Genomic DNA, 24,730 nt, shown 5'->3' on the forward strand with positions numbered 1-24,730 from the left:
GATAAAGGGAGGAGCAGGACCGATGAAATTCACAGTGGAAGCCGATTGGCTTCGTAATAACTTGGCTGAAAAGGATATTAGGGTGATTGATTGCCGGTTTGAGCTGGCAAGACCTGAAGCAGGCCGAAAACAATTTGAGGCAGGCCATATCCCTGGAAGTGTTTATTTTGATTTAGAAAAGGATCTGTCAGCACCTGTGAAACAGCATGGCGGAAGACATCCCTTGCCTGAACTTGATATCTTGAAAGAGAAGCTAGAGAAAGCTGGCATAGGAAATAATACAACTGTCGTTGCATATGACAATGGTGAAGGAGCGTTTGCTGGCAGACTTTGGTGGCTGATAAGCTATATGGGGCATGATAATGTCTATATCTTGAATGGCGGAATGAAAGCATGGCTTGAGCAAGAGTACCCGCTAACAACAGAACTATCTACATATGAAACAACTTCATATATTTTTAAAATGAATCCAGAAATTGCCGCCTCCTATGAAGAAGTGAAAGCAATAGTCCAAGCGAATATTGAGGGTGTTGTATTAATCGATTCAAGAGAGTACAAAAGGTTCACAGGTGAGGTAGAGCCAATTGATAAAAAAAGCGGTCATATTCCTGGAGCGATTAATAAGGTGTGGACTAGTGGGCTGGAAAATGGCAGATTTAAAGAAGCCGGAGAACAAAAGGAGCGCTTCCGTGAGTTAGATCCTAACAAGCACTATATTGTTTATTGCGGCTCTGGCGTAACTGCGACACCTAATTTTCTAGCATTAAAAGCAGCTGGTTATCGAAATGTTAAGCTTTATCCAGGAAGCTTCAGTGATTGGATATCTTATGACGACAACAAGGTTTGCACGATAAAAAAATGATGAAGCAGTCATGATTGTCAATGGAAAAACGCACTAGCTTCTTAATGGCTGTTTTTCTGTTATAATAGAATAGATTTAATGTGAAGGAGCGATTTATTTGAACACAGAAAAACAGCCATCCCTCCTGCTTGTTGATGGAATGGCCCTTTTGTTCAGGGCTTATTTTGCAACAGCTGTTACAGGACAATTTATGATTAATTCGAAGGGAATCCCGACGAATGCGATACATGGATTTGTGAAACATTTCTTTACTGCTATTGACCATTTTAACCCATCACACGTTGCGGTTTGCTGGGATATGGGCAGCAAAACCTTCCGAACAGAAATGTATCCTGACTATAAAGCAAACAGATCAGAGGCGCCAGTAGAATTAATGCCGCAGTTTAATATAGTCAAGGAAGTAGTGGAAAGCTTTGATATCCCTAATATAGGTGTTGTCGGTTTTGAAGCAGATGATTGCATCGGCACAATCGCCAAGAAAATGAAGGGGTCTGCTCATGTAACTATATTAACAGGTGATCAAGATATTCTTCAGCTCCTTGATGATCACATCAGTGTTGCGCTTGTGAAAAAAGGATACGGCAATTATTTGGTCCACACCCCAAACAGCTTCTTTGAAGAAAAAGGAATAGCACCTAAGCAAATGATTGACTTGAAGGCGCTTATGGGTGATACAAGTGATAATTATCCAGGAGTAAAAGGCATTGGCGAAAAAACAGCATTGAAATTGCTGCAGAGTCACATGCATATTGAAGGAATTCTGGAAAACCTTGTGTCGTTGACAAAAGGTCAGCGTGCTAAAATTGAAGCAGATTTGGACATGCTACACCTCAGCAGAAAACTGGCAGAAATAAAATGTGACGTGCCAGTGGATTGTTTATTGGAGGAAAGCATTTACCGAATTGCTCCAGACAAAGCAATTGCTAAATTTAGAGAGCTTGAATTTAAGCATTTCGACACGCTTGTCCAACATAAAAACGAGGCACTTGCATAAAAATCGGTCCAGGAACATAGGTTCCTGGACTTTTTTCATTTAGTATTTTTCTTTTTTGCCGCATTTTCAAGCTTGCTTTTCGGTGCAGGTGTTTGATCTCCGCCCCCAAATCCTTGCGGGTTTACTCCACTTGCAGCTGTTCCTTTGTTTCTGTCCTTACTCATGTTAGACACCTCCTGCAGCTCCGTTTGACCATTTGGTAATAAATAATCTTCTGTAGTATTTGCATGCTAGAATAATCTAATCATAAAACATGAAAACTAATTCTTGAGGTGATGATATGAATAAGGGAGTTTACGTTGCTTTGACTAGCATCGGATTGGCTCAATTTTTGAAAATCCCAATCCATTATGTGAAAACAAAAAAATGGGATAACCGTCTTTTTTTTCAAACGGGAGGAATGCCGAGCTCCCATTCTGCAGGGGTCTCTTCTTTAACTACATTCATCGCTTTAAGGCGGGGAGTACCTACGATTGACTTTGCTTTGTCCTTAGTTTACGGACTGATTGTTATGTATGATGCCCAAGGAATTAGGCGGCAAACTGGTGAATTGACTTTGAAGGTAAATGATTTGGGAGACTTAATGGAAAAGCTGAAAACAGATGAAAAGGTCCCTTTTGAAGAAAAGCAGCCAAAGCGTTTGAAAGAGATGCTTGGCCATCAGCCTCAGGAAGTTGTTGGAGGCGCTTTACTTGGTGTTGCTATGGGAACTTTAGGCCATATTCTTCTAAAAAATGATAGAAAAATGTCGAAGAATAAAGTAACATGGAAATAAGAAGATTTTGGGAGGAATGGACGGAAGTTGAAGACATTAGAAGAGTATTTGCTGTTTCTAGAAAGCAAAGGCTTTTCATTCGGGGAAGATGCGGTTGGCTTTATTTACTTCGGAAAAGCTTATACAAATGCAGCAGATGAGTTAATTAACACAGCTATCGAGTGTACCCTAAAGATACAGAAGCATTTCGATGGCAGCTTCTATATGTCCTTGCTTGAGCGTTTTGTTAAGGCTCAGGTGAAAACGAGGAAGGAAGCGTTACGATACTTAAAAGATGAACAGTTATTCCCCCTTTAATGGGGGATTTTTTTATCCTGACTTTTGTTTCAATACCGGCATGAATTTTTGCATTGGTAATTCTGTGACAATCATGCCAAATAGAATCAAAAAACAACCAATAAATGCACTTACTGTTAACCTTTCCCCTGCAAAAATATAAGCAGTAGCTGATGCAAATACAGGCTCAGTCGCAAATATCAAGGCAACAGTACTTGCATTTGTATATTTCTGCAGCGAAGTCTGGATAACAAAGGCAAGTGCTGTAGCAAAAATAGACGTGACGAACAATGCAAGCAATACATCTGATTTAGCAAAGCTAGATATATTTAATTTGCTCCAATCTTCAAAAGACAAGCTTCCGATAAAGGATAGTGCAGAGACAGTAAATATTTGGACAATTGTCAGCAAAAGGGCAGAATGCTTGCTGCTGTATGTACCTGTTAAAACAATCTGCATCGCAAAGCCTACAGCGCATATAAGGACAAACCCGTCGCCGACATTCAATGATAAGGATGACCCAATCGTTATGGCATAGAGACCAGCTGTGGCAAACGCGATGCCTATCGTACTATTGACAGAGAGCTTGTGCTTAAAAAACAAAAGTAAAAACAATGGAACTAACACTACGCTAAGTCCGGTTATAAAGCCAGCTTTTGAAGAAGAGGTGTAAAGCAGCCCTATTGTTTGAAAGGCGTATCCTATAAATAAACAAAAACCAAGCACAACACCCGCAGCAAAAGTTGACGTATTCAGCTCTTTCAGCAGATGACGGTGAAACAAGAGCAGCCAAAGCAACAAAAATAAAAATGCAATAAAAAAGCGAACCCCATTAAAAAGGAGCGGTTCTAGAAATGAGATAGCATTTTGGACAAGAACAAAGGTTGAGCCCCAGATAAGTGCAACTGCAAGCAAGAGGATGTTTGCCTGTTTGTTTTTAGAAATCACGGCTTTGTCCTTCCGGTTTATTTTTGCGAATGGCTATTCTTGCTAGTTCATCAGCGGTTTTATTTTCTGCACTCGGAATCCATTTAATAAAGAATAGGTCAAGCTTGTCTGCTAAAAGCAGTGCCTCTTCTAGAAGTGGTGCGAACATTTTGTTTTTGGCAAAGCGCTTATCCACAGCGCTGTCGACTGTTTTAGAGTCTGTCCGAAAACTAACTGTTTTGTAGTTTTTTTCTAAACAGATTCTTAAGCCGTGAATTAACGCATAATATTCGGCTTCATGGTTGCTCATGCTGCCAAGTGGGATAGAATATTTTTCAGCACTTCCATGCCCTTTAATGAAAATACCGGCACCGCTTGGACCGGGATTTCCAGCACTTGCACCATCGATGTAGACTTCTATCATTTTAAAACCTCCAAAGTTTCTGGTATGATTATTCAGGTGATGGCAAGCTTTTTAAGCTATAAAAAGGAGCCAAACTACATAACATTATCTTATATGGATTTATTTTGGGAAGCCATTTTATTATACCCTTTACTGGTCTTGTGGGAACAGTATTTAAATAAAGGAAGGATGCTTTCATATGAAATATAAGCTTGAATATAAATACCGCGTTAAAAAAGAAGAAGTGTTTTTTACATCCGATTGGATGGTGCAATCTACGGCTATAGTAATCGGTGAAGATTTGGAGAAGAACAAGCAAGGCATTGATCTGACTTTTTATGATGAAAACGGGACAGAATGGAATTTAAAGGAGCTGATTAAGCTTCATGCAGAAGTGGAAGAGGAGCCGCATGATTTTACGATTTTCTTTGATGGCGGATATCGGAAGGAAACCAATACTGCAGGGCTTGGGGTAATTCTTTATTTTAATCAGGGCAAAAAGAAATACAGGATTCGGGCAAATGAATTGTTTCACGAGATGGAAACAAATAATGAGGCTGAATATGCTGCCCTTTATCATGCATTGAATTTATTAGAGGAATTGGAAGTCAAAGGAGTTACCTGTGAATTTAAAGGTGATTCCCAGGTTGTACTGAATCAATTATCTGGTGAATGGCCATGTTATGAGGAGGCGCTTAATAAATGGCTTGATCGGATTGAAAAAAAACTCTCCGATTTAAAAATCAATGCTATTTATACACCTATTGGTCGAAATGAAAATAAAGAAGCAGATAAATTGGCTACACAGGCCCTTGCTGAAAAAAGAATTTACAGCAAAATGCAAATTATATAATGATGACTGAAGTGATGTAAAAAGAGGAGAGATTGCTTTGTGAGCGATAGAAAGAAATGGCTGCAGCGTGCAGAAAACCTGATGAATGATTATTGTAAAGGCTGTTTTTTGTATGAGCATAACAAAACAGACAAAGGAAAAAGGCATGCACATCGGTTTTGTATATCAGAATGCACGGTTGGATTAGAAATAAAAAAATACGGTGACATGCTTGCAGGGAATATTAAAGAGGAAGATAAAAAGAGCTGACATAAGCCAGCTCTTGGATATTGTTGCTTTTCGTTTTTTTTTATAGTTTTGTAACGTTAGCAGCTTGAGGTCCGCGATTTCCTTCAACGATTTCGAAAGAAACTTCTTGACCTTCTTCAAGTGATTTGAAACCGTCACCTTGAATAGCTGTGAAGTGAACGAATACATCGTCTCCGCCTTCAACTTCGATGAATCCAAAACCTTTTTCATTGTTGAACCATTTTACTTTACCGTTTTGCATGTTAAGTTTCCTCCTAAGCCTTTCAAGACACTTTAGTGCCGAAAAATAAATATTCTCATAGAACAAAATATCATAGAAAACAATATTTTCAGAATTTTGTTAAATGATGTCTATAATATACACGAATAACCCAATAGAGTCAAGGTTTCATAGAGTTTTTTCATAAAAAGTATTTATGTGACCGAAATAAAAGAAAACGGATACACATTTCGTTTTCGGATTAGCAAGTATTATGGTAGGAGAGTATATGAAATGATTTGTCATACATAATTTTAATGTTCTACACATAACAATTGAATGACAGGTGTATCGTTTTTTGTAAGTAGTACAGTTAGTATCAAAGATGCAAAGATGTGTGCTTTTTGCTAGTTGTTTTTTTACGAAGACAATCAAAGAAGGTGATTAGTATGTATCGGTTTTCGATTGAAAATGCTAACTGGATTTTGCGTTTTTCTCCAAACATTACGTTGGATGATGAAAGCAAGCAGGCGATAGTTAGGAGCATTCTCCAACTAGGCAAGGAACTTTCTACATTTTCCCACGGAGAATCCTTTGTCATTATGAACAAGAATATCGGTTTGATTGTTTTTTTGGTTGAAAAAATCCCTTCCTTAATTTTAACTGTTGCTAATATAGTTGAAAGGGATAAATGGTATGTTCAATCCGAGAAATCTATCAAGAAATATGATGCTTGAAAGTTTAGTGTGTAGACAGTTTTTTTGTACATTAGCAGGGAGAAATTTTGTTGAGCCACAAAAAGTAAACCTTTTTGAATTGGAACTGCCTATAATTTTATAGTATTCTGTTCTTTTTTGTCACTTGTTGAAACTAGCTAAGAGCTGGTTTTTTTTGTTTGTGTACAATGAAAGGCTTACCATAAAAAAACATGTGGGAATAATGCTGGAAACCATTGAAATGTAGGTGAAAATGTGTTTTTATTAACATGATAAAAGCTGTTATTTAATCTGGATTAGATGCTCGTCCATCAAACCAAATGGAGCAAAAAATTTAAAAGGGAAGATTTTAAAAAATGATTGAAACGATTGTAAAGAACAGTCAAAGTCCGTATTATGAAATTTCCAAAGAAGATCAAGTGATATTGAGCCCGTTTGCAGGAATAGTGAAGGATGTTTTCATTAAGGAAAATGCATATTTTTATGAGTGGGAAACAATCCTGACAATTCAGACAGCTAATGGTGACTTAGAAAAAGTAGAAGTTCCATTCAGCGGTTCTGTCGTATCATTGTTTGTGCATACTGGAGATGAAATTTCAATTAATGGGAAGTTAGTTTCTTTACAGGATGATCTATTAGTTACAGGTTGTGATTAAGCATGATCATAAGCTTATTAAAAAAATATAAGATAGGCTACCGCACCTTTAAGACTGCTGTTGCAGTAAGCTTAGGGATTACTGTTGCCCAGCTGTGTAATCTGGATTTCTTCGTATCCTCTGCAATCATCACGATACTATGTGTACAAAACTCAAAAAGAAAATCGCTGCACAGCGCATTCGCAAGATTTGTGGCATGTATGATGGCGATTCCTTTTTCCTATGTGTTTTTTGAGCTGATAGGCTATAAGCCTTATGCGATAGGATTGCTGCTGTTGCTGTTTATCCCGGCGACTGTCATCTTGAAAGTAAATGAAGGGGTAGTGACTAGTACTGTCATCATTCTTCATATTTACTCGGCAGGACATATTAATATGGCCGTGATAGAAAATGAGTTTGCGCTTATTGTTATTGGAATAGGTGCAGCACTTCTAGTAAACAGCTATATGCCAAGCCTCGATAAGGAAATGAAGATTTATCAGCAGAAGATCGAAAAGGATTTTCAGGAAATGCTGCAAGGAATGGTTGAATTTTTACGCACGAATGAGCTAGCATTTGATTATAAGCAAAAGCTCACGCAAACAGCGAAGGAAGTACAAATAGCAAAATCGCTTGCATATAGAGACGTAGAAAACCATTTTACAAGAAAAGAAAACTATTATTACAAGTATTTTACAATTAGAGAAAAACAGCTTGAAATAATAGAAGGACTTTTCGCGAAGGTAACGACTGTGAGCAGTCTGTCCGAACAGCGTCATTCCATCGCTGACTTTCTGGAAGAATTGAGCCTTTGTGTCCATCCAGGCAATACAGCACAGCTTTTTTTAAGTAAACTTGAAAGGCTGGAGGAAGAAATAAGGACGCAGGATTTGCCGCAGGATTGGGATTTGTTTGCCGAACAAGCACAGCTTTATTATGTACTTAAGGAGCTTGAACAGTATTTGAAGGTGAAAAAGTCACTGAAGGTAGCGTATAATTGATATAATAGTTAGAAGGAAGATTCTATTAAACATACATGAATTGGATGTTTAATAGAATCTTTTGTTTGCTTATCGCAAACGTAACGTCATTAATTTAGACAAAGCAAATAAAAAAGGTGATAACATGAAATTGATATTGGCTGAAAAACCATCTGTATCAAAAAATATTGCAGATGCATTGAAAATAAAAAACAAGCAAGACGGCTATTTTGAAGGAAATGGCTATATCATAACATGGGCATTCGGCCATTTGCTGCAGTTAAACGATGCAAAGGATTACGACGAAAAAATGGCGACATGGAAAATGGATAACTTTCCATTTATACCGGAAAGCTTTAAATATAAGGTGAAAAGTGATCCGCGCAATCGGGAAAAGCCTGATAAGGGGGCACAAAAACAGCTGCGAACCATTCATCAGCTCATGAAAAGACAGGACGTTACTGCGATAATATCTGCCTGTGACTATGATAGAGAAGGACAAATCATTGGTGACAGTATTATTTATAATTTACGGACAGAAAAGGAAGTATATCGCCTGCTCTTAAACGAATGGACACCAGATGAAGTATTAAACGGTCTTGAACAAATTCGGGCAAACAGTGAAATGCGCCCACTTCAGGATGCAGGTGTCAGCAGACAGTGGGCAGATTGGCTGATAGGGATTAACCTTACATCTGTTACGACATTAAAATACCAAAAGGGCAAAGGGAAAGCACTTAATATCGGCCGTGTATTGCTGCCAACTTTAAAGATAATTTATGATCGGGACAAGGAGATACGAGACTTTGTACCTGAGGATTATTTTAAGCTCCAAGGGACCTTCTCAAGCACGGAAGGTAAATATACGGGGATTTATACAGTTGGTAAAGAAGACAAGTTTAAAACGAAAGAAGAGCTTGACCAGCTGCAAGCACAAATTGCCGGCAAAAAAGGATTTGTAGCAGACAAAACTGTCCAGAAAAAGAAGGAATACCCGCCATTACTGTTTAATTTATCGAATCTGCAAGGCTATATTACGAGCAAATATAAAGGCTGGACGGCTGATAAAGTTTTAAAGGTTGCCCAAGGTCTGTATGAAAAAAAATACATTACGTATCCGAGAACGGCAAGTATGGCGCTTGAGGAGAGCTTAATTGGTAAAACCGCTAAGGTCGTTAGTGCTATATCTGCAAACTTGCCATATAAAGATGATATAAAATTTTATGCATCCAAAAGAGTTTTTGATAATAAAAAAGTAGAAAGCCATAGTGCCATTATTCCGACCTATCTTATTCCGAAAAGGCTGACGAACGATGAGGAGCAAGTGTATGAGGCAATTAAGACAAGACTGCTAATGCAGTTTATGCCTGTAGCGGAATATGAGGAAACAAGAATTGTTACAAACATCAAAGATGCAAGTCTGCCTGGTGCTTTTCATACAAAAGGAAAAGTGCAGCTTGTCGAAGGCTGGAAAAAAGCAGAAAACATTAAGTCAAAGGATGTACTTCTGCCGTTTGTAGGCATTGGGGAGGAAGTGGACGTCAAAAAAATCGAAACAACCACCCATACGACACAGGCCCCTAAGGAGCATACAGAAAAAACACTGTTACGTCTCATGGAAACTTGCGGCAAAAACATCGATACACTAAGTGATACAGAAGAGGACGTTATGTCCATATTGAGTGGCTTTAGCATCGGTACACCTGCTACCCGAGCAGACACAATTAAGAAGCTAAAGGATATCGGCTATATTGAAGCAAAAGGGAAAAACTTGATTTGTACTGATTTAGGAAAAACACTCGTTGAAACATTTCCAATTAAGGAATTGTTTAACTTGGATTTCACGGGCAGGCTAGAAAAATCTCTTTATGATATCGAAAAAGGTAAATATTCTAAACAAGCCTTTTTGCAGCTTATTAGCGAATTTACAAAGAACTCTGTTGAAAAAATTAAGCATGAGCAAGATGTGACCATCCAAGAGGTCTCCTATACAAAAAGGAAAATAGAGAATTTAGGCAAATGCCCAGTCTGTGGTCATCAAGTAATAGAGGGGCAAAAGGGATTTGGCTGCAGCAATTGGAAACAGGGCTGTAAATTTGTTATATGGAAAAATGATAAGTTTTTAGCAGCACTTAAGAAAAAACCAACCAAAACGATGGTAAAGGCTATCCTGAAAAACGGTTCTGCCGAGGTTAAGGGACTAACTAGCAAAAAAGGAAATAAATTTGATGCTATTTTAAAATATGTAAAAAATACTGATAATGAGTATTTTAGCTGGCAAATGGATTTCGCTAGCAAAAAATAGCATATGACTGTTCAAAAAACAGTGGCATCACTAACAATGCTTGTTTCCATAATTTTTATATAGTAAAATGCATAAAGGATGTGCCGCTGCTCTGCTACCTGCGTTTCGTAAAATACTGGAACGTTAAGTGGAGCAAGGGGAAATCGAACGAATACAGCTCTGTTTAGCTAAACATGGCAAGTGTTTGAGAGTATATGCAAAATTAGGAGGGTCATATATGCCAACACCCAGCATGGAAGACTATATTGAACAAATTTACAAACTGATTGAAGATAAAGGATATGCAAGAGTATCAGATATTGCAGAAGCCTTGTCTGTACACCCCTCCTCTGTTACAAAGATGGTTCAAAAGCTGGATAAAGATGAATATCTTGTATATGAAAAATATAGAGGGCTGATTTTGACCCCAAAAGGTAAAAAAATAGGACAAAGATTAGTTTTCCGTCATGAGTTACTTGAAGACCTTCTGCGGATAATCGGCGTGAAAGAGGAAAATATTTACGAAGATGTAGAAGGGATTGAACATCACCTAAGCTGGGATGCAATCGATCGTGTTGGTGATTTAGTCCAATATTTTCAGGAAGATTCAAAAAGAATCGAGGAGCTAAAAGATATCCAGCAAAAAAACGAAGATCTGGATTAAAAATGGCGAGAGACATATTTTATTGCCACAAAGCAAAAAAGCGTGTCTCTATGTCTAGCCCCTCTGTATGTATGTTTTATTTAAATGATTGGAAATTCCTCAAACGTATCCTCTATTGTGATAGAAGCGCCTTCTTCTAAGTTTGTCTCTGACAACGTAACTCCGCTAAGTGAGCCATCTGCTGCTTCCATCACCGCTTTTCGGTAGGAGATAATTCTATCATCAGAAGTTTTGAAGCTTATTATTTCACCTGCATGATTTCTTTCCACAGCAACGATTGTTTCCATAATATCTATCCTTTCTTTAAAAAATTTAAAATCATCGCTTAGTATGTACGAAAAGAAACAAATTAATCATGAAACTTTTTTATCTACCATACGTATCTATAGGAAGAAAGTTTAAAAAAGAGAGGGATTCTACATATGAACAGATATACCTTGCAGGACTTTGTTAACCAAACAGAACAGCAGGATAAAGGGGAAGGCCTGTTTGAATTGGAAACACAGCGCATGCTTGAAGTGAATTTAGAGAGCAAAATTTGGGCGAAATCTGGAAGCATGGTTTCTTATATGGGAAACATTAAGTTTACAAGAGAAGGTATTTTGGAGCATGGCCTAGGTAAAATGTTCAAAAAAGCACTGACAGGTGAAGGTGCCTCACTTATGAAGGCAGAGGGTGAGGGCAAGCTGTATCTCGCAGATCAAGGGAAAAAGATCTCCATCTTAAATTTGTATGATGAATCCATTTTTGTGAACGGCAATGATCTGCTGGCATTTGAGCCTTCTGTTTCATGGGATATAAAGCTGATGAAAAAGGTTGCTGGCATGCTCTCAGGGGGCCTTTTCAACATTCATTTGTCTGGTAGAGGAATGATTGCTATCACCTCTCATTATGAGCCGCTTACCTTGAGAGTGACGCCATCAAAGCCAGTTTTCACTGATCCAAATGCAACAGTAGCATGGTCAGGAAGCCTGCAGCCAGAGTTTGTAACAGATGTATCCTTGAAAACCTTCTTCGGAAGAGGCAGTGGTGAATCTATTCAAATGAAATTCAGCGGCGAAGGCTTTGTTGTTATTCAGCCATTTGAAGAGGTTTATTTTAGCGGGGATAACAACGGATAATGATTTTTTTGAAAAAAGGGATATCCTTTCAAACTGTGTACGGAATGCATACAGTTTGGAAGCAATATCCCTTTTTTTATACTTTACTTGCCTTTCATTTCCATTCGTAAGGGGTTTCTTGGTATACATAATAGTTCAACCAGTTTGAGAACAGTAGATGTGCATGAGAACGCCACATATTTAGCGGTTTTCTGCTCGGATCATTATTCGGAAAATAGTGAAGAGGAAGATGGATATCAAGTCCCTTTTCCTTATCGCGTTTAAATTCCTCTGCAAGTGTGGAAGAATCATATTCCAAATGTCCGGTTATCATTATTTGTTTTCCATTGTTTCCACTAATAATAAGGGCACCAGCTTCATCTGATGCTGCTAGAAGCTGCAACTCTGGATGCTCATTAATTTCTCGAGTTGTGACATTTGTATGTCTTGAATGAGGTGCTACAAAGCTGTCATCAAAACCGCGAAGTAATTTTTCAGATGGCTTAAGAACCTCATGAGAATAAATTCCGTAACATTTTTGGTCAAGCTCGTATTTTTTTATTCCAAAGTGATGATACAAGGCAGCTTGTGCCCCCCAACAAATATGCAGGGTGGAGGTCACATTTGTTTTTGTCCACTCCATAATTTCGGTCAGCTCTTGCCAGTATTGGACTTCTTCAAAGCCCATCAATTCAACAGGAGCTCCTGTAATAATCATGCCATCATACTTATTTCCTTTAATGGCTTGGAAGTCTGTGTAGAATTGCTCTAAGTGATACGGACTTGTATTTTTGGAGTGATAGGATGCAGTCCGAACGAGAGAGATGTTTACTTGGAGTGACGTGTTTCCAAGAAGTCTTAATACTTGAACTTCCGTTTTCTCTTTTTCTGGCATTAAATTAAGAATTAATATATTTAATGGTCGGATATCCTGAGCCTTTGCTCTTGTTTCGTCCATTATAAATATATTTTCTTCTTCGAGAATTTCCCTTGCTGGCAGCAGCTGTGGAATTTTAATAGGCATAATGGTTCGCCTCCTGTTTTTTCCTTATTTCTGCATGTTGTGAGTTAATAGCCTTCTTGCATCGGAATATTTAATAGGACAACAAGCAAAGCTATCATAGTATTCCGGTAATTTAATTGTTGGATGTTTTAAACATATAGCCTATTATAAGATTCCTTTCGGTTTGCCGCAATACAATTGCTGGAAATGTATGAAAATAGTTTTTTTTCAGCATTTTTTGTATCATCTATTTTTTTAAGCCTTCTTTTAGGAAGAGAAAGGCGAACATTTTACTAATTTTCTTTTAATTTTATTCGTTAATCTGTAAAATAGTTTATGATAGTATACATAAAAACAGTTTAAAAGCTCTCTATTAAATAAAAACAGAGCAAATTTGTAGGAAAGGGTGCTACAGGATGAAAACGGATATTGAAATTGCACAGCAGGCAAGTATGGAGCCTGTACTGGACATAGGAAAAAAACTCGGCTTAACAATGGATGATTTGGAGTTATACGGAAAATATAAAGCAAAAATTTCTTCTGAAAAGCTGGAGCAATTAAGCGAAAATAAATCAGGGAAAATTATACTTGTGACAGCAATCAATCCGACACCAGCAGGCGAAGGGAAATCAACTGTTACAGTCGGTCTTGGGGATGCCTTACAGAAACTGGGTAAAAAAACAGCAATCGCGATGAGAGAGCCTTCACTTGGACCAACAATGGGTATAAAAGGTGGTGCAGCTGGCGGCGGCTATGCACAGGTTATGCCGATGGAAGATATTAATCTTCATTTCACAGGTGACCTACACGCCATCACAACGGCCAACAATGCATTAGCTGCACTTTTGGACAACCATATCCATCAAGGAAATGAACTGAAGATTGATCAAAGGCGTATTGTTTGGAAAAGAGCGCTTGATTTGAATGATCGTGCTTTAAGAAAAGTTGTCATTGGACTTGGTGGACCTTTACAAGGAGTTCCGCGCGAAGATGGTTTTGATATTACGGTTGCCTCAGAAATTATGGCAGTATTATGCCTAGCACATGACTTAAATGATTTAAAGGTAAGGCTATCTAAGATGGTTATCGCTTATAACATAGATAAGCAGCCTGTAACAGTCGGAGAGCTTGGTGTTGAAGGTGCACTGACACTTCTGTTGAAGGATGCAATCAAGCCGAATCTTGTGCAGACGCTTGAAGCTACACCAGCAATCATTCACGGTGGTCCATTTGCAAATATTGCGCATGGGTGCAATAGCGTAATTGCAACAGTAGCTGCCAGCAAGCTGGCTGATTATGTTGTAACAGAAGCAGGCTTTGGTGCAGATCTTGGTGCTGAGAAATTCTTAAATATCAAAGCTAGAAATGAACAAATTAACCCAGAAATTGTCGTTATCGTTGCCACAATCAGAGCATTGAAAATGCATGGCGGCGTAGCAAAGGCTGAACTGGCTGAAGAAAATATTGACGCACTGAAAAAAGGATTTGCCAATTTACAAAAGCATATTGACAGTATTAAAAGCTTCGGTTTGCCATTTGTAGTTGCCATCAATCGTTTTTATACTGACAGTGTGAAGGAAATCGAAGTGCTTGAGGAGCTTTGTGAAGCGGAAAACATTCCAGTGGCACTGACAGAGGTTTGGGAAAAGGGTTCAACTGGCGGAATCGAGCTTGCTAGCAAGGTGTTGGAAATCATCGAGCAGGACAAAAATAAGTTTCAGCATATTTATAGCCTCGATGCTTCCATTGAGGAAAAAATCCGAACAATCGCTGCAACAATTTATGGCGCAGGCAGTGTAGAGTTTAGCACAAAGGCGAAAAAGCAGATGAAGGATTTTCAGGGCTTTGGCTGGGGCAATCTCCCAATCTGTATGGCAAAAACTCAATACTCCCTATCGGATGATCCAACACTGCTTGGACGTCCACAGGATTTCTCCATCACAGTAAGAGAATTGAAGCCAAGCATTGGTGCAGGCTTCCTAGTTGCCTTGACAGGCGATGTAATGACAATGCCAGGACTGCCAAAGCAGCCTGCAGCACTAAAAATGGACGTTAATGAACAAGGAAAAGCAATCGGCCTGTTTTAAGGTACGGAACAAAGTAGCGCAAATATACCTATTTGCGCTTTTTTTAAAGGAGAATTTATATGTTTGATCCAACTGCTTACGACAACTTAAAGACAGTAATTGAAGGCTTGCTGTATGATAAGGATTTAGAGGGAGTTATTCATATCTTAGATAGAAAAGATATGCTTAACATGAGCACAATGTCTCGTGAATTCCATCTAGCCTTCGCTTTAAGTGACCAAAAAAATGCCCAATTGACGTTTTCCTTGTACGCTTCCTTAGAAAACTTAGCATCAGAGCTGCTTGAACTAGACGACAAGCTCCATTTAGTTGGTGCTAATGTAAAGTTAACAATTGTAGTAAAACACGAAAACAAACAAGAGATTATAGCGTTGCTGCAGGACATACTACAGAAAATTTGGGGAACAGAGCAAATCATCAAGCAGGAAATTCGTTATAAGCCCTTCGCATCTGATAATATAGTAACTAATCATATTACAATCGTTTTCAGCAGATTGGTCACAGAAGGCCATATAGACGATTTAGCCGAAATGACAGATTATATGCTGGCTACTTTGGCAGGCTTAAAAAGACAGAAGCTGCTGGTCGATTTAGGAAAGTGGGAAGGATAAAGATGACTGTTTATGATTTTGAAGTAAGGAAAATTAATGGAGAAGAAACGTCACTAAATCAATACGAAGGTAAAGTATTAGTTATCGTTAATACGGCAAGCAAGTGCGGATTCACTCCGCAATTTAAGGAGCTTCAATCAGTTTTTGAAGAATATAAGGAGAAGGGCCTTGAAGTGCTTGGATTTCCGTGCAATCAGTTTATGAATCAAGAGCCAGGCAGCGAGGACGAGATTCTATCATTTTGTGAAATGAACTACGGAGTAACATTTCCGATGTTCGCCAAAATCGATGTGAATGGAAAAAACGCAGCACCTTTATATAAGCATTTAAGCGAAGAAGCACCTGGTGCAATGGGTCTTAAGGCAATTAAATGGAATTTCACAAAGTTTTTAGTAGACCGCTCAGGTAAGGTTGTGAAGCGTTATTCTCCAAATGCATCTCCTTTAGAGATGAAAGAGGATATTGAAAAATTGTTATAATAATTCAAAAGGAAGAATAGAGCAATCTGTTCTTCCTTTTTTTCAATGGAGGCGAGCAACTTGGCTGTTATTGGGATTGATGCAGGCGGAACGATGATAAAGTTGGCGTATAAAGATAAGGACAGAGTTCATTTTAAAAAGTATCCCAACACAGAAATAGATGCAGCGATGGGCTGGCTTAAGCTGTTTAAGTGGGAGCAGATAGCTTTAACAGGCAGTCAAGCAGCACATTTGCAATCAAGGCATTTTCCTGACGCACGAATTGTTTCCGAGTTTGATGCTGTATGTAATGGTGCTAAATGGCTGCAGGTAAAACAAAACCAAAGCAGTCAGGACGAATTTATCCTTGTTAATTTGGGAACAGGCACTTCTTGGTTTCACGTAACCAAAACTAGTAATAAACGAATTTTAGGCAGTGGAATTGGTGGCGGTACAATTTTAGGCTTGTCTTCCATGTTGGCGAATGAACAGCATTTTTCCGCGATTACAGACCTTGCAGCAAAAGGCAACCATCACAAGCTTGATTTCCTTGTAAAAGACTTATATACAAAAGAAGATATCGGCATTAATGGAGACCTTACTGCCAGTAATTTCGGCAAAGGACAAGAGGCTGAGGGAAGTCAAGCGGACGTCATTTCATCCTTATTTCAAATGGTAGCTGAAACGATCGTTCTGTTAACACAACAAGCAAGCACTATTCATCAAGTGGATAAGATTATCTATGCCGGCGGTGCTGTATATGGCAATAAACCACTGCAAAAAATCATTACTTCCTTTGATTATTTGTTTCCTACAAAGCAGGTTTTTCTGCAGGACGGCCAGTTTTGCGGTGCGATTGGGGCATTTCTAGAGATTGAGTAAAAAAAGAAGGGATGATGGAATTTATATAGAGGTGATAAGCGTCTATACAAATTCCATCATCCTATTTTGGTGTTAACGGAAAGAAAATAAACGGAAAAACGATCCTCTTCTTACAGGCACTTCCTTTTCCTTTTGCTCCTCTTTCGTTTTTCTGGCACCATAAGTATGCTCATACGGTCTATCTGCGGCAATAGCTAAGGCGGAAATTTGCTCTTTTTGTGTTTCGATGAATTCTTGCTGGCGGTCCATTTCCTCCTGCTGCTTCTTCAATTGCTCTACTAGAACAGAATTAAAGTTAATTTGCAGTTGCAGCTGTTCCTTTGCTGCTTTTAATTCTTCTAAAATCTTTTCTGTCGATTCATCTGTTTGCAGCATAATCGGAGCTTGCTGGGAATCGTTAAGTGTTTCTTCAATTTCTCGCAACGATAATTTGTCGTCATTACGCATTCTTTTTACCTTTTCCAATACTTCCATTGCATTGCTGTCAAAGTAGCGATAGCCATGCTCACCGACGATAGTTGGAATAACACCTTTCAATTCCCTTAACCAATTGCGCACAACTCCAGGTGTTTCTTCAATTTGTACAGCAGCTTCCTTAACACTTAATAAAAGTTCCTCTTTGGCAGCGATTATTTCCTTAACTTGTTCCAACATCATGCTTCAGCACCCTTCTGTTTTGATAGATTAACAAAGACCAAAAACAAAAACGAATCGACTTTAATACTAGTTCGATATAGAAAAAAATTCTCCTTTAGCGAGGTTTGTCTAGTTTTGTTGATTATTAGTTTCTGAAAATTTAAATATAAACTTTACAATAATTTCCATGCATATTAGGATAGATTATAGGGTTAATAAGCGATTTGTGGAAGTAGAATAGAAGGAATGTCATGTAAGAACAATATAGCGAAAAAAGGATGCTGATTCGTAGTGACCAGGGAAAATACTATTTCAAGCATACAGATTGTTGAGTATGAGGACAAGTTTGCAAGCAGTATCGCGAAGATGTGGAATGACAGTAAGGATGCATGGGGAGGCAGTGTCAAAACAGAAGAGCAAATCATCGAAAAGCATCGAAGTTCTGATAATCTCCATACATTTTTAGCAATCGACAATAATCAAGTTGTCGGCTATTGTGGTTTATCTATTTATAAGGAAGATATCGGTTCACTGTATATTCCGTTGTTAAATGTTCGTCCAGACTATTATGGGAAAAAGGTTGGTAAATTACTGCTGCTCCATGCCTTAAAGGTTACTGTTGCAAAAAAATGGCCACGGCTTGATTTATATACATGGGCAGGGAATACAAAGGCTGTCCCACTTTATAAACGGTGCGGATTTTTTTGGGAGGATGAGGACAGCTATACACATTTAATGAATTTCATTCCTGCTGTATTAAATGACAATCTTCTTGCACCATATATAGGTAAAATAGATTGGTATAAAGATATGCTGCGTACTTTGGAATTAAAGCCAGATGGCAGGCAAGAGAATGGCTTTACTTATTACGATTATGAATGGGCAAATGCAGATACATCTTTAACAGCAAGCTTCGAACGAACGGGCAGAGGGTTAAGCAGAATTGAAACAGATGACTTTATTATTAAGCTGTCATTAAAGGAACATGAATTACTAGAAGGCGAAGACCATGAAATAAAATGCTATGTGAAAAATAAATCTGGCAAACCGCTTGCTGTTGAAATTTCTTCCTGCTCGCATGAAAGAGTAGTATGTGATTTCGACCATAAATATTCTGTTGAGGAAGAAGTAACAGCAACAAATACCTTTTATTTAAAAGCAGGACTTGAGCCTGAAAAGGGAAAAACGTTTCCAACTATTTTTGTCGATGTGAGTGTCAATGGTTTGATGACGACGTTCAAGCTAGGGATTAATCCAAAAACACCAATCACCATTGACACAAAAACAATTCCCCATGTGCTAAAAGAAGGTTTTAAGACAACTGTTGATTTGGAGCTGGAAAACAATTTGTTTGAGCCTGTATTGCTAGAATTAGAGCTTCCTAACAATAAATACTTATCGTTTCATAACCCTACCTATCAACTATTGTTAGAGGGGAAAGGAAGAAGATATATATCTATACCTGCGACTGTTTTGTCATTAGGTTTTTTTCAGGAAGACATTATTTGTCGCTTAAAGCTAGAGGGTGACAAGGAGAAGATTGTTACAAAAACAATTTCTGTTGGATTGAAAGGAGCGGGAGAAAGGTTTTTCGGTGAAAACAAACACTCCTATTCTATTTATAATGGAACCTACCGCATCAGGATTTATAAAGCAGATAATGTCATGAAAGTGGGCACCAACCGCATAGGAGAATTACCTTTCGTCATGTTTGCACCAATGCTGGGCAAGCCGTTCTCTAATGAATTATCAAAAAATAAACCGGATAAAACGGAAACTACATTTGACAAGACATCTATCATCCTTGCCCTTTATTTCCAATCTACAGCTCATCCGAACATTCACATCGTACTGCGGATTCAGCTTTATGCGGAAGGGATTGTTAAAAGATGGGTAACGCTGGAAAACAGACAATCATCTCCTGTAAGTGTTCATGTACAGGAAACCTTCTATCATGATTGGTCAGAGCTTTACTTTCCGCTAAAAGGTGATGTTGTGATGTTTAATGAGGCAGATACAGTGGAGCCAGGTGATATTGCATCAAAGGATATAAGCGGCAACTGGTATTTTTCTAAAGATGAGGTAAATCCAATTGGCGTGTTTTGGACAGAAGCAAATAAAATGACAATGGAAGGCTGGAAGATGCATTTTCAGTCGCTGAAAGACTTGAAGGGACATACTAGCTGCAGCTTTCCGCCCATTTATATGTCTATTGGTGCATATACAAGCTGGAGAGACGTAGAACAAGCTGCAACAGGAATGCAGTCTTCTCATACAGCACTTAAAGGGGAAATAATCTTTGCCATAAATGCGAACAATCCTGTTATCGATAACAGCGAATCTATATCCATATTGTTTTCAAGCTATCGAAACAATCAAGCTGATGGCGAAGGCGAACTATTTGTTAATGGCAAATCAGTATCTAAACAGACTTTTCCTGCTAACAATAAGATAAATCTGCCGCTTGAGGAAACAAAATGGAAGGCTGTGAATAAAGTACAGACAATCATTTCGACAGACAAAAGGCAGTCTTACTTTAATACTATCTTATTGCGACCACATGGAGAGATTTTACAGAGCAGGACGACAGAAGAAGGATACGAAATATATAGTATTGATAACGGTATAATAAATTTTCGAGCAGCTCCGCATTATTATCCAGGGCTTTTTTCATTAAAAGTTCAGCAGACTGAATGGCTTGACCAAGCGTTTCCGAACCTAATCCCGAAAAGCTGGTGGAATCCTTGGGCAGGCGGGATAAAAGCAGGTCCACCTGATTTAAGTGTTCATTCGTTATTAAAGGAAAAAACAAAAGCGGAGTTTGTGGAAATTCTAGATAACTTTGATAATGTATGGTCTGGCATAAGGCTTGATACGGATATTAGCCACCATGCAAAATGGAAAGGACTTTCATACTCTCAATATTATGTCACAATGCCCAACATCCCAATTCTTGCTGTTTTTGTCCAAGTACATAATACGGCAGGTAAACGGATGACAGAAGAGGAGTGGCATCATAATCTGTTTTTAAAGACAGGGAAAGAGAGCTGTATACTGCATTTGCATCAGAAAAAAAATCATAATCAAATGTATACTGTTGGCAGGGAGGAGCAGGAAATAATTCTTACAGAAGACTTTTATATTACACAGGCAGCATCTAAGGATAAACTGCACCTGCTAACAGATACAAACAGTCCAGTCCAGTATTATACGAACAAAGAAGTTATTCAGCTTGTTTGTACGAATACGTGTGAAAGGGAGAAGGATGGTTATATCCATATGCAGCCAAGCTTTCTTTATTTTGATGAAGATAGTGTTCCTTTTCACCAGCTAGAATCAGTTCGGCAGCTTCAGTTTAGGCTGTCAGAGGATTGATTTTAAAAAACTTACAGGATAAAGGAGACCGAATGAAAAAAATTATTGACGCACACATTCATCTTTCTAATATTGAATCATTTAAGGAAACAGCGCAATCGCTCTCTAAAGTGGATTATAGCCTAGAAGGCGTCCAAGCAGAGATGGAGGCTGCCAATATTGTCCTGGCCATTGGGATGGGAGTGACAGAAACCCCTAAAATGGGGTTTCCAGATTATGAAGCGAATACTCCAATGGGCCTTGATCTTGGGGAGTCACTGCCGAAAACAATAGTGTATTGTGCAGGCATCAATCCATACAAGCTAGATGCTACTGCAATCGCTGAACTAGAACGGGAGATACAAAAGGACTATGTTGTTGGGATAAAAATTTACTTAGGGTATTATCCGTTCTATGCGTACGATCAAGTTTATGATCCAGTTTATGAGCTTGCCGAAAAATACGACCTGCCCGTCGTGTTTCATACTGGCGACACATATTCAGAAAGGGGATTGTTAAAATATTCTCATCCTCTTGCGATTGATGAAGTAGCGGTTAAACATCGCAATATTCGGTTTATGATGGCGCATTTTGGTGATCCGTGGACATTAACCGGTGCGGAAATATTGTATAAAAACCGCAATGTGTATGCCGATTTATCTGGATTGGTGGTTGGTGCTAGAAAGGAGCTAGAGCAGGCGCAGGAAGGAATATTACTTCAGCATTTAAGACATGCACTTGTGTATTCCAATTCTTATGATAAGCTTTTATTTGGTACAGACTGGCCATTAGCACCATTCGGCCCCTATATCGAATTCATTCAAAATCTGATTCCGGAATCGTACCATGAAGATGTCTTTTATAACACGGCACTTAAGGTTTTTCCGAAAATCAAAAAATTTCTTTAATTGGTATACAACGGGAACGAGACTGCTGTCTTCGCTTATTAATTAAGCTGGCGGCAGTTTTTTTATGCCGGTAAAGCAGAAATAAATTATTCTCCTTAATGGCTCTTAGCAGATTTAGTATAAGTCCACATACTACATCCACATACCACATTCGTAATCACCAGTGATATTCTTCGTATTTGTGTGCTAAATGTCCATTCTATTGCCTTTTTTACATAGTGTTAGGAAAATGGAGTTCCTACCATAACAAACGGTATTGTAGTTGATTTTTTTCTTTCATGTTACAATATTTCGGTAGGATATAGATTGGAGAACTAATACAATGAATATCATTCAATTAACAGAAGCATTTGTGAAGGATAAGTTGAAAGGTGATGTGTCAGGTCATGACTGGCATCATATTGATAGAGTTAGAAATACGGCGCTTTTCCTATGTAAACATGAAAACGATGGTAATTCATTTATTATAGAGCTGGCTGCATTACTCCATGATGTGGCAGATGCAAAATTGAACGAATCTAAGGAGGAAGGTCAGCGCTTGCTTGAGCAGTTCGTTGAAGCCCTTCCTATTAAGGCCAATGAAAAAAAGGAAATTCTTTCTGCAATAGCGACAGTTTCCTATAGTGGTGGCAACAATGAAAATCCTCAAACGAAAGAAGCGCAAATTGTTCAGGATGCAGACAGACTTGATGCAATTGGAGCAATAGGCATTGCAAGAACCTTTGCTTATGGCGGGAAGTCTGGGAGTCCCATTTACAATCCAGCAGCAATTATTCGCAAAAGCATGACAGAAGAGGAATATCGCAGCGGTGAATCCAGCTCCATTCAGCATTTTTATGAAAAGCTGCTTAAATTAAAAGGCTTGCTTCATACAGAATCGGCAAAGGTTATTGCCGAAAAGCGGCATGAGCTGATGGAGGATTATTTGAGAGAATTCTATAAAGAATGGAATGGTAATTATGAAGAGTATTTCAGTTGAGAATTTAACAAAAACATATGGGGAAAAAGAATTATTTAATTCCATATCTTTTGCGATAAGTGAAAAAGAAAGAGTAGGACTAATTGGTATAAATGGGACAGGAAAATCTTCGCTTTTGAAGATCGTCGCAGGAATTGATTTGCCTGATGAAGGAGATATTATTGCCCCAAAGGAATACCGAATTGCTTATTCCTCTCAAAGCCCTGACATTGACCCGGATATGACCGTGTTAGATTATGTCTATACAGGAGACGCCCCTGTTTGGAAGATTGTCCGAAACTATGAGGAAATCTTGCTGAAGCTTGAAACAGACCCGGAGAACAATAAGCTTCATAGTGAACTGTTTGAAGTTCAAAAAAGAATGGATGCGCATAATGGCTGGGATGTTCATACGAACACAAAAACCGTTTTGACTAAGCTGGATGTCAGCTTTTACGACAAGAAAATCGGAGAGCTGTCTGGTGGTCAGAAAAAGCGTGTTTCCCTTGCACAGGTTCTTATCCAAGAACCGGACTTGCTTATACTGGATGAGCCTACAAACCATCTAGACTTTGAAGCAGTTAAGTGGCTGGAGGATTATTTAGGGAAATTTAACGGAGCACTGTTGTTGGTTACACATGACCGCTATTTCTTGGACAGGGTGACAAACAGGATGTTTGAGCTTGAAGGCGGAAATCTATACAGCTATAAAGGAAATTATGCTGAATTCCTCCAAGCTAAAGCAATCAGGGAAGAGAACGAAGCAGCAACGATCGACAAACAGCAAAATTTGTTCAGGAGAGAGCTAGAATGGATTCGCAGGGGTGCTAAAGCTCGTTCCACAAAACAAAAAGCAAGAATTCAGCGGTTTGAAGAGCTGGACGATAAGCTTTCATCCGTTTCTGAAAAAGGAAAGCTCGATATTTCTTTAAAAGGCAGCAGATTGGGCAAACAGGTTTTTGAGCTTGTTTCTGCTACTAAATCGTTTGGAAATAAACCGATTTTAAAGGATTTTAACCTGCTTGTTAAGCCAGGCGACAGAATTGGGATTATCGGTCATAACGGTACAGGAAAATCAACCTTGTTGAATATTCTTGCAGGAAAGATTCCGTTGGATACAGGCGATTATATTATCGGTCAAACCGTGAAAATCGCTTATTATACGCAGGAAAACGAAGAAATGGATCAAAGTAAGCGGATGATTGAGTATTTGAAGGAAACAGCTGAAATCATTGAAACAACAGATGGAAAAACGATTTCTGCTGCTCAAATGCTGGAAAGATTTTTATTTCCGCCACACACACATGGGACAATCATTGGGAAGCTTTCCGGTGGTGAAAGAAGAAGACTGTATTTGCTGAAAATATTAATGGGCGAACCAAATGTTCTTCTTCTCGATGAGCCGACAAATGATTTGGATACACAAACCTTAATGGTATTAGAGGATTATTTAGATGAATTTAAAGGTGTTGTCATCACTGTATCCCATGACCGTTATTTCCTTGATAAAGTTGCACATGAGCTGTTAATCCTGCAAGGAAACGGGCAAATTGGCAGCTATTATGGCAATTACACAGAATATCTGCAAGCAGAAAAGCAAAAGGAGCAGGCAGAGAAAGCAGTAAAGGAAAAGCCGAAGCAGCAGGAACAGCCAAAGCAAAAGAAAGTAAAACTAAGCTATAATGAACAAAGAGAATGGGAAACGATTGATGGAGATATTGAGGCATGCGAACAACGCCTTGAAGAAATCGAGAAGGAAATGGAAAGCATAGGAAGTGACTTTGAGAAAGCAAATGCTCTTCTAAAGGAGCAAGAGGAACAAAATGAAAAATTGGAACATTTAATTGAACGCTGGAGCTATCTTTCTGAAATTGCGGAAGGGTAAACATGGATTTAGTAGATTTGAGGGGGATGCA

27 protein-coding genes are annotated in these 24,730 nt (G+C 38.6%); 20 read left to right on the forward strand and 7 right to left on the reverse strand.

The genetic code is table 11. The annotated features are described in order from the left end of the window. Nucleotides 1-22 precede the first annotated feature (22 nt). Both CEQ21_RS20335 and CEQ21_RS20340 read left to right on the forward strand, forming a co-directional pair. Nucleotides 23-862 (forward strand): sulfurtransferase, encoded by an 840-nt coding sequence (locus tag CEQ21_RS20335; RefSeq protein ID WP_185766070.1) that lies wholly within the window; start codon nt 23-25, stop codon nt 860-862. Nucleotides 863-1,001: 139 nt separating this feature from the next. Beyond that, nucleotides 1,002-1,856, forward strand: coding sequence for a 5'-3' exonuclease (locus CEQ21_RS20340; RefSeq protein ID WP_419181624.1), 855 nt, complete (start codon nt 1,002-1,004; stop codon nt 1,854-1,856). 35 nt (nt 1,857-1,891) lie between these two features. Here CEQ21_RS20340 and sspL read toward each other — a convergent pair whose 3' ends face one another. Further along, nucleotides 1,892-2,020 (reverse strand): small, acid-soluble spore protein L, encoded by a 129-nt coding sequence (sspL, locus tag CEQ21_RS20345; RefSeq protein WP_127737664.1) that lies wholly within the window; start codon nt 2,018-2,020, stop codon nt 1,892-1,894. Between the two features lie 116 nt (nt 2,021-2,136). On the opposite strand from sspL, the gene CEQ21_RS20350 reads away from it, so the two are divergent. Further along, nucleotides 2,137-2,631 carry a divergent PAP2 family protein gene (locus CEQ21_RS20350; RefSeq protein WP_185766072.1) on the forward strand — a complete coding sequence of 165 codons (495 nt, stop codon included), beginning with the start codon at nt 2,137-2,139 and terminating at the stop codon, nt 2,629-2,631. A 27-nt stretch (nt 2,632-2,658) separates the two neighbouring features. Further along, nucleotides 2,659-2,928, forward strand: a complete 270-nt coding sequence (locus CEQ21_RS20355) for a DUF6123 family protein (RefSeq protein ID WP_185766073.1) — start codon at nt 2,659-2,661, stop codon at nt 2,926-2,928. A 12-nt stretch (nt 2,929-2,940) separates the two neighbouring features. Here the strand turns inward: CEQ21_RS20355 and CEQ21_RS20360 are convergent, their stop codons facing one another. Both CEQ21_RS20360 and CEQ21_RS20365 read right to left on the reverse strand, forming a co-directional pair. Continuing rightward, nucleotides 2,941-3,855: a DMT family transporter gene (locus CEQ21_RS20360; protein WP_235907290.1), complete on the reverse strand. Its 915-nt coding sequence runs from the start codon at nt 3,853-3,855 to the stop codon at nt 2,941-2,943. After that, nucleotides 3,845-4,258, reverse strand: a complete 414-nt coding sequence (locus tag CEQ21_RS20365; protein WP_185766074.1) for a reverse transcriptase-like protein — start codon at nt 4,256-4,258, stop codon at nt 3,845-3,847. The genes CEQ21_RS20360 and CEQ21_RS20365 overlap by 11 nt, the downstream gene beginning before the upstream one ends. A gap of 178 nt (nt 4,259-4,436) precedes the next feature. Here CEQ21_RS20365 and CEQ21_RS20370 point away from each other — a divergent pair, with 178 nt between their 5' ends. Continuing rightward, nucleotides 4,437-5,090, forward strand: a complete 654-nt coding sequence (locus CEQ21_RS20370; protein ID WP_185766075.1) for a reverse transcriptase-like protein — start codon at nt 4,437-4,439, stop codon at nt 5,088-5,090. Between the two features lie 39 nt (nt 5,091-5,129). Continuing rightward, nucleotides 5,130-5,339 (forward strand): zinc-finger domain-containing protein, encoded by a 210-nt coding sequence (locus CEQ21_RS20375; RefSeq protein ID WP_235907291.1) that lies wholly within the window; start codon nt 5,130-5,132, stop codon nt 5,337-5,339. Between the two features lie 40 nt (nt 5,340-5,379). On the opposite strand, the gene cspD is transcribed toward CEQ21_RS20375, so the two are convergent. Continuing rightward, nucleotides 5,380-5,580 (reverse strand): cold-shock protein CspD, encoded by a 201-nt coding sequence (gene cspD / locus CEQ21_RS20380; RefSeq protein WP_119547134.1) that lies wholly within the window; start codon nt 5,578-5,580, stop codon nt 5,380-5,382. Nucleotides 5,581-5,987: 407 nt separating this feature from the next. Here cspD and CEQ21_RS20385 point away from each other — a divergent pair, with 407 nt between their 5' ends. From CEQ21_RS20385 to mntR, 5 genes are all read left to right on the forward strand, one after another. Then, entirely contained in the window at nt 5,988-6,275 is a 288-nt protein-coding gene (locus CEQ21_RS20385; protein WP_185766076.1) for a hypothetical protein, read from the forward strand. A gap of 335 nt (nt 6,276-6,610) precedes the next feature. Beyond that, nucleotides 6,611-6,910: a hypothetical protein gene (locus CEQ21_RS20390; protein WP_185766077.1), complete on the forward strand. Its 300-nt coding sequence runs from the start codon at nt 6,611-6,613 to the stop codon at nt 6,908-6,910. A 2-nt stretch (nt 6,911-6,912) separates the two neighbouring features. Further along, nucleotides 6,913-7,890, forward strand: coding sequence for an aromatic acid exporter family protein (locus CEQ21_RS20395; RefSeq protein ID WP_185766078.1), 978 nt, complete (start codon nt 6,913-6,915; stop codon nt 7,888-7,890). Between the two features lie 124 nt (nt 7,891-8,014). Continuing rightward, a complete protein-coding gene (locus CEQ21_RS20400; protein ID WP_185766079.1) occupies nt 8,015-10,174 on the forward strand; it encodes a type IA DNA topoisomerase in 2,160 nt (719 codons plus the stop codon). Nucleotides 10,175-10,391: 217 nt separating this feature from the next. Beyond that, nucleotides 10,392-10,817 carry a transcriptional regulator MntR gene (mntR, locus tag CEQ21_RS20405; protein WP_185766080.1) on the forward strand — a complete coding sequence of 142 codons (426 nt, stop codon included), beginning with the start codon at nt 10,392-10,394 and terminating at the stop codon, nt 10,815-10,817. An 80-nt stretch (nt 10,818-10,897) separates the two neighbouring features. Here mntR and CEQ21_RS20410 read toward each other — a convergent pair whose 3' ends face one another. Next, on the reverse strand, nt 10,898-11,104 hold the full coding sequence (locus CEQ21_RS20410; RefSeq protein WP_185766081.1) for a DUF3892 domain-containing protein: 207 nt from the start codon (nt 11,102-11,104) through the stop codon (nt 10,898-10,900). A 135-nt stretch (nt 11,105-11,239) separates the two neighbouring features. Here CEQ21_RS20410 and CEQ21_RS20415 point away from each other — a divergent pair, with 135 nt between their 5' ends. Beyond that, nucleotides 11,240-11,938 carry an AIM24 family protein gene (locus CEQ21_RS20415; protein ID WP_185766082.1) on the forward strand — a complete coding sequence of 233 codons (699 nt, stop codon included), beginning with the start codon at nt 11,240-11,242 and terminating at the stop codon, nt 11,936-11,938. Nucleotides 11,939-12,032: 94 nt separating this feature from the next. Here the strand turns inward: CEQ21_RS20415 and metA are convergent, their stop codons facing one another. Next, a complete protein-coding gene (metA, locus tag CEQ21_RS20420; protein ID WP_185766083.1) occupies nt 12,033-12,941 on the reverse strand; it encodes a homoserine O-acetyltransferase MetA in 909 nt (302 codons plus the stop codon). Between the two features lie 395 nt (nt 12,942-13,336). Here metA and CEQ21_RS20425 point away from each other — a divergent pair, with 395 nt between their 5' ends. Genes CEQ21_RS20425 through coaW form a run of 4 tightly spaced genes read left to right on the forward strand, consistent with a single transcriptional unit; the run spans nt 13,337 to nt 16,958 of the window. Beyond that, nucleotides 13,337-15,007: a formate--tetrahydrofolate ligase gene (locus tag CEQ21_RS20425; protein ID WP_185766084.1), complete on the forward strand. Its 1,671-nt coding sequence runs from the start codon at nt 13,337-13,339 to the stop codon at nt 15,005-15,007. A 59-nt stretch (nt 15,008-15,066) separates the two neighbouring features. Then, on the forward strand, nt 15,067-15,618 hold the full coding sequence (locus CEQ21_RS20430) for a hypothetical protein (protein WP_185766085.1): 552 nt from the start codon (nt 15,067-15,069) through the stop codon (nt 15,616-15,618). A 2-nt stretch (nt 15,619-15,620) separates the two neighbouring features. Then, nucleotides 15,621-16,097, forward strand: coding sequence for a glutathione peroxidase (locus tag CEQ21_RS20435; protein WP_185766086.1), 477 nt, complete (start codon nt 15,621-15,623; stop codon nt 16,095-16,097). Between the two features lie 60 nt (nt 16,098-16,157). Then, nucleotides 16,158-16,958: a type II pantothenate kinase gene (gene coaW, locus CEQ21_RS20440; RefSeq protein ID WP_185766087.1), complete on the forward strand. Its 801-nt coding sequence runs from the start codon at nt 16,158-16,160 to the stop codon at nt 16,956-16,958. A 72-nt stretch (nt 16,959-17,030) separates the two neighbouring features. On the opposite strand, the gene CEQ21_RS20445 is transcribed toward coaW, so the two are convergent. Continuing rightward, complete coding sequence (locus CEQ21_RS20445) at nt 17,031-17,615, reverse strand: MerR family transcriptional regulator (RefSeq protein ID WP_185766088.1); 585 nt, start codon at nt 17,613-17,615, stop codon at nt 17,031-17,033. 270 nt (nt 17,616-17,885) lie between these two features. Between CEQ21_RS20445 and CEQ21_RS20450 the strand changes: the two genes are divergently transcribed. The 4 genes from CEQ21_RS20450 to CEQ21_RS20465 all read left to right on the forward strand — a co-directional run bounded on the left by CEQ21_RS20450 (nt 17,886) and on the right by CEQ21_RS20465 (nt 24,699). Then, entirely contained in the window at nt 17,886-20,969 is a 3,084-nt protein-coding gene (locus CEQ21_RS20450) for a GNAT family N-acetyltransferase (RefSeq protein ID WP_185766089.1), read from the forward strand. A 32-nt stretch (nt 20,970-21,001) separates the two neighbouring features. Next, complete coding sequence (locus tag CEQ21_RS20455) at nt 21,002-21,856, forward strand: amidohydrolase family protein (RefSeq protein WP_185766090.1); 855 nt, start codon at nt 21,002-21,004, stop codon at nt 21,854-21,856. Between the two features lie 322 nt (nt 21,857-22,178). Further along, on the forward strand, nt 22,179-22,835 hold the full coding sequence (locus CEQ21_RS20460; RefSeq protein WP_185766091.1) for an HD domain-containing protein: 657 nt from the start codon (nt 22,179-22,181) through the stop codon (nt 22,833-22,835). After that, nucleotides 22,816-24,699 carry an ABC-F family ATP-binding cassette domain-containing protein gene (locus CEQ21_RS20465; RefSeq protein WP_185766092.1) on the forward strand — a complete coding sequence of 628 codons (1,884 nt, stop codon included), beginning with the start codon at nt 22,816-22,818 and terminating at the stop codon, nt 24,697-24,699. Before CEQ21_RS20460 ends, CEQ21_RS20465 begins: the two co-directional genes overlap by 20 nt. Nucleotides 24,700-24,730: the final 31 nt, after the last annotated feature.

The sequence above is a fragment of the Niallia circulans genome (assembly GCF_007273535.1).
Taxonomy (GTDB): Bacteria; Bacillota; Bacilli; order Bacillales; family Cytobacillaceae; genus Niallia; species Niallia circulans_B.

What these genes read in the sequence shown, in the direction of transcription:
- CEQ21_RS20335 (WP_185766070.1), top strand. Translation starts at nt 23, where the DNA reads ATGAAATTCACAGTGGAAGCCGATTGGCTTCGTAATAACTTGGCTGAA.
- CEQ21_RS20340 (WP_419181624.1), top strand. Translation starts at nt 1,002, where the DNA reads ATGGCCCTTTTGTTCAGGGCTTATTTTGCAACAGCTGTTACAGGACAA.
- sspL (WP_127737664.1), bottom strand. Translation starts at nt 2,020, where the DNA reads ATGAGTAAGGACAGAAACAAAGGAACAGCTGCAAGTGGAGTAAACCCG.
- CEQ21_RS20350 (WP_185766072.1), top strand. Translation starts at nt 2,137, where the DNA reads ATGAATAAGGGAGTTTACGTTGCTTTGACTAGCATCGGATTGGCTCAA.
- CEQ21_RS20365 (WP_185766074.1), bottom strand. Translation starts at nt 4,258, where the DNA reads ATGATAGAAGTCTACATCGATGGTGCAAGTGCTGGAAATCCCGGTCCA.
- CEQ21_RS20370 (WP_185766075.1), top strand. Translation starts at nt 4,437, where the DNA reads ATGAAATATAAGCTTGAATATAAATACCGCGTTAAAAAAGAAGAAGTG.
- cspD (WP_119547134.1), bottom strand. Translation starts at nt 5,580, where the DNA reads ATGCAAAACGGTAAAGTAAAATGGTTCAACAATGAAAAAGGTTTTGGA.
- CEQ21_RS20385 (WP_185766076.1), top strand. Translation starts at nt 5,988, where the DNA reads ATGTATCGGTTTTCGATTGAAAATGCTAACTGGATTTTGCGTTTTTCT.
- CEQ21_RS20390 (WP_185766077.1), top strand. Translation starts at nt 6,611, where the DNA reads ATGATTGAAACGATTGTAAAGAACAGTCAAAGTCCGTATTATGAAATT.
- CEQ21_RS20395 (WP_185766078.1), top strand. Translation starts at nt 6,913, where the DNA reads ATGATCATAAGCTTATTAAAAAAATATAAGATAGGCTACCGCACCTTT.
- CEQ21_RS20400 (WP_185766079.1), top strand. Translation starts at nt 8,015, where the DNA reads ATGAAATTGATATTGGCTGAAAAACCATCTGTATCAAAAAATATTGCA.
- mntR (WP_185766080.1), top strand. Translation starts at nt 10,392, where the DNA reads ATGCCAACACCCAGCATGGAAGACTATATTGAACAAATTTACAAACTG.
- CEQ21_RS20410 (WP_185766081.1), bottom strand. Translation starts at nt 11,104, where the DNA reads ATGGAAACAATCGTTGCTGTGGAAAGAAATCATGCAGGTGAAATAATA.
- CEQ21_RS20415 (WP_185766082.1), top strand. Translation starts at nt 11,240, where the DNA reads ATGAACAGATATACCTTGCAGGACTTTGTTAACCAAACAGAACAGCAG.
- metA (WP_185766083.1), bottom strand. Translation starts at nt 12,941, where the DNA reads ATGCCTATTAAAATTCCACAGCTGCTGCCAGCAAGGGAAATTCTCGAA.
- CEQ21_RS20425 (WP_185766084.1), top strand. Translation starts at nt 13,337, where the DNA reads ATGAAAACGGATATTGAAATTGCACAGCAGGCAAGTATGGAGCCTGTA.
- CEQ21_RS20430 (WP_185766085.1), top strand. Translation starts at nt 15,067, where the DNA reads ATGTTTGATCCAACTGCTTACGACAACTTAAAGACAGTAATTGAAGGC.
- CEQ21_RS20435 (WP_185766086.1), top strand. Translation starts at nt 15,621, where the DNA reads ATGACTGTTTATGATTTTGAAGTAAGGAAAATTAATGGAGAAGAAACG.
- CEQ21_RS20445 (WP_185766088.1), bottom strand. Translation starts at nt 17,615, where the DNA reads ATGATGTTGGAACAAGTTAAGGAAATAATCGCTGCCAAAGAGGAACTT.
- CEQ21_RS20455 (WP_185766090.1), top strand. Translation starts at nt 21,002, where the DNA reads ATGAAAAAAATTATTGACGCACACATTCATCTTTCTAATATTGAATCA.
- CEQ21_RS20460 (WP_185766091.1), top strand. Translation starts at nt 22,179, where the DNA reads ATGAATATCATTCAATTAACAGAAGCATTTGTGAAGGATAAGTTGAAA.
- CEQ21_RS20465 (WP_185766092.1), top strand. Translation starts at nt 22,816, where the DNA reads ATGAAGAGTATTTCAGTTGAGAATTTAACAAAAACATATGGGGAAAAA.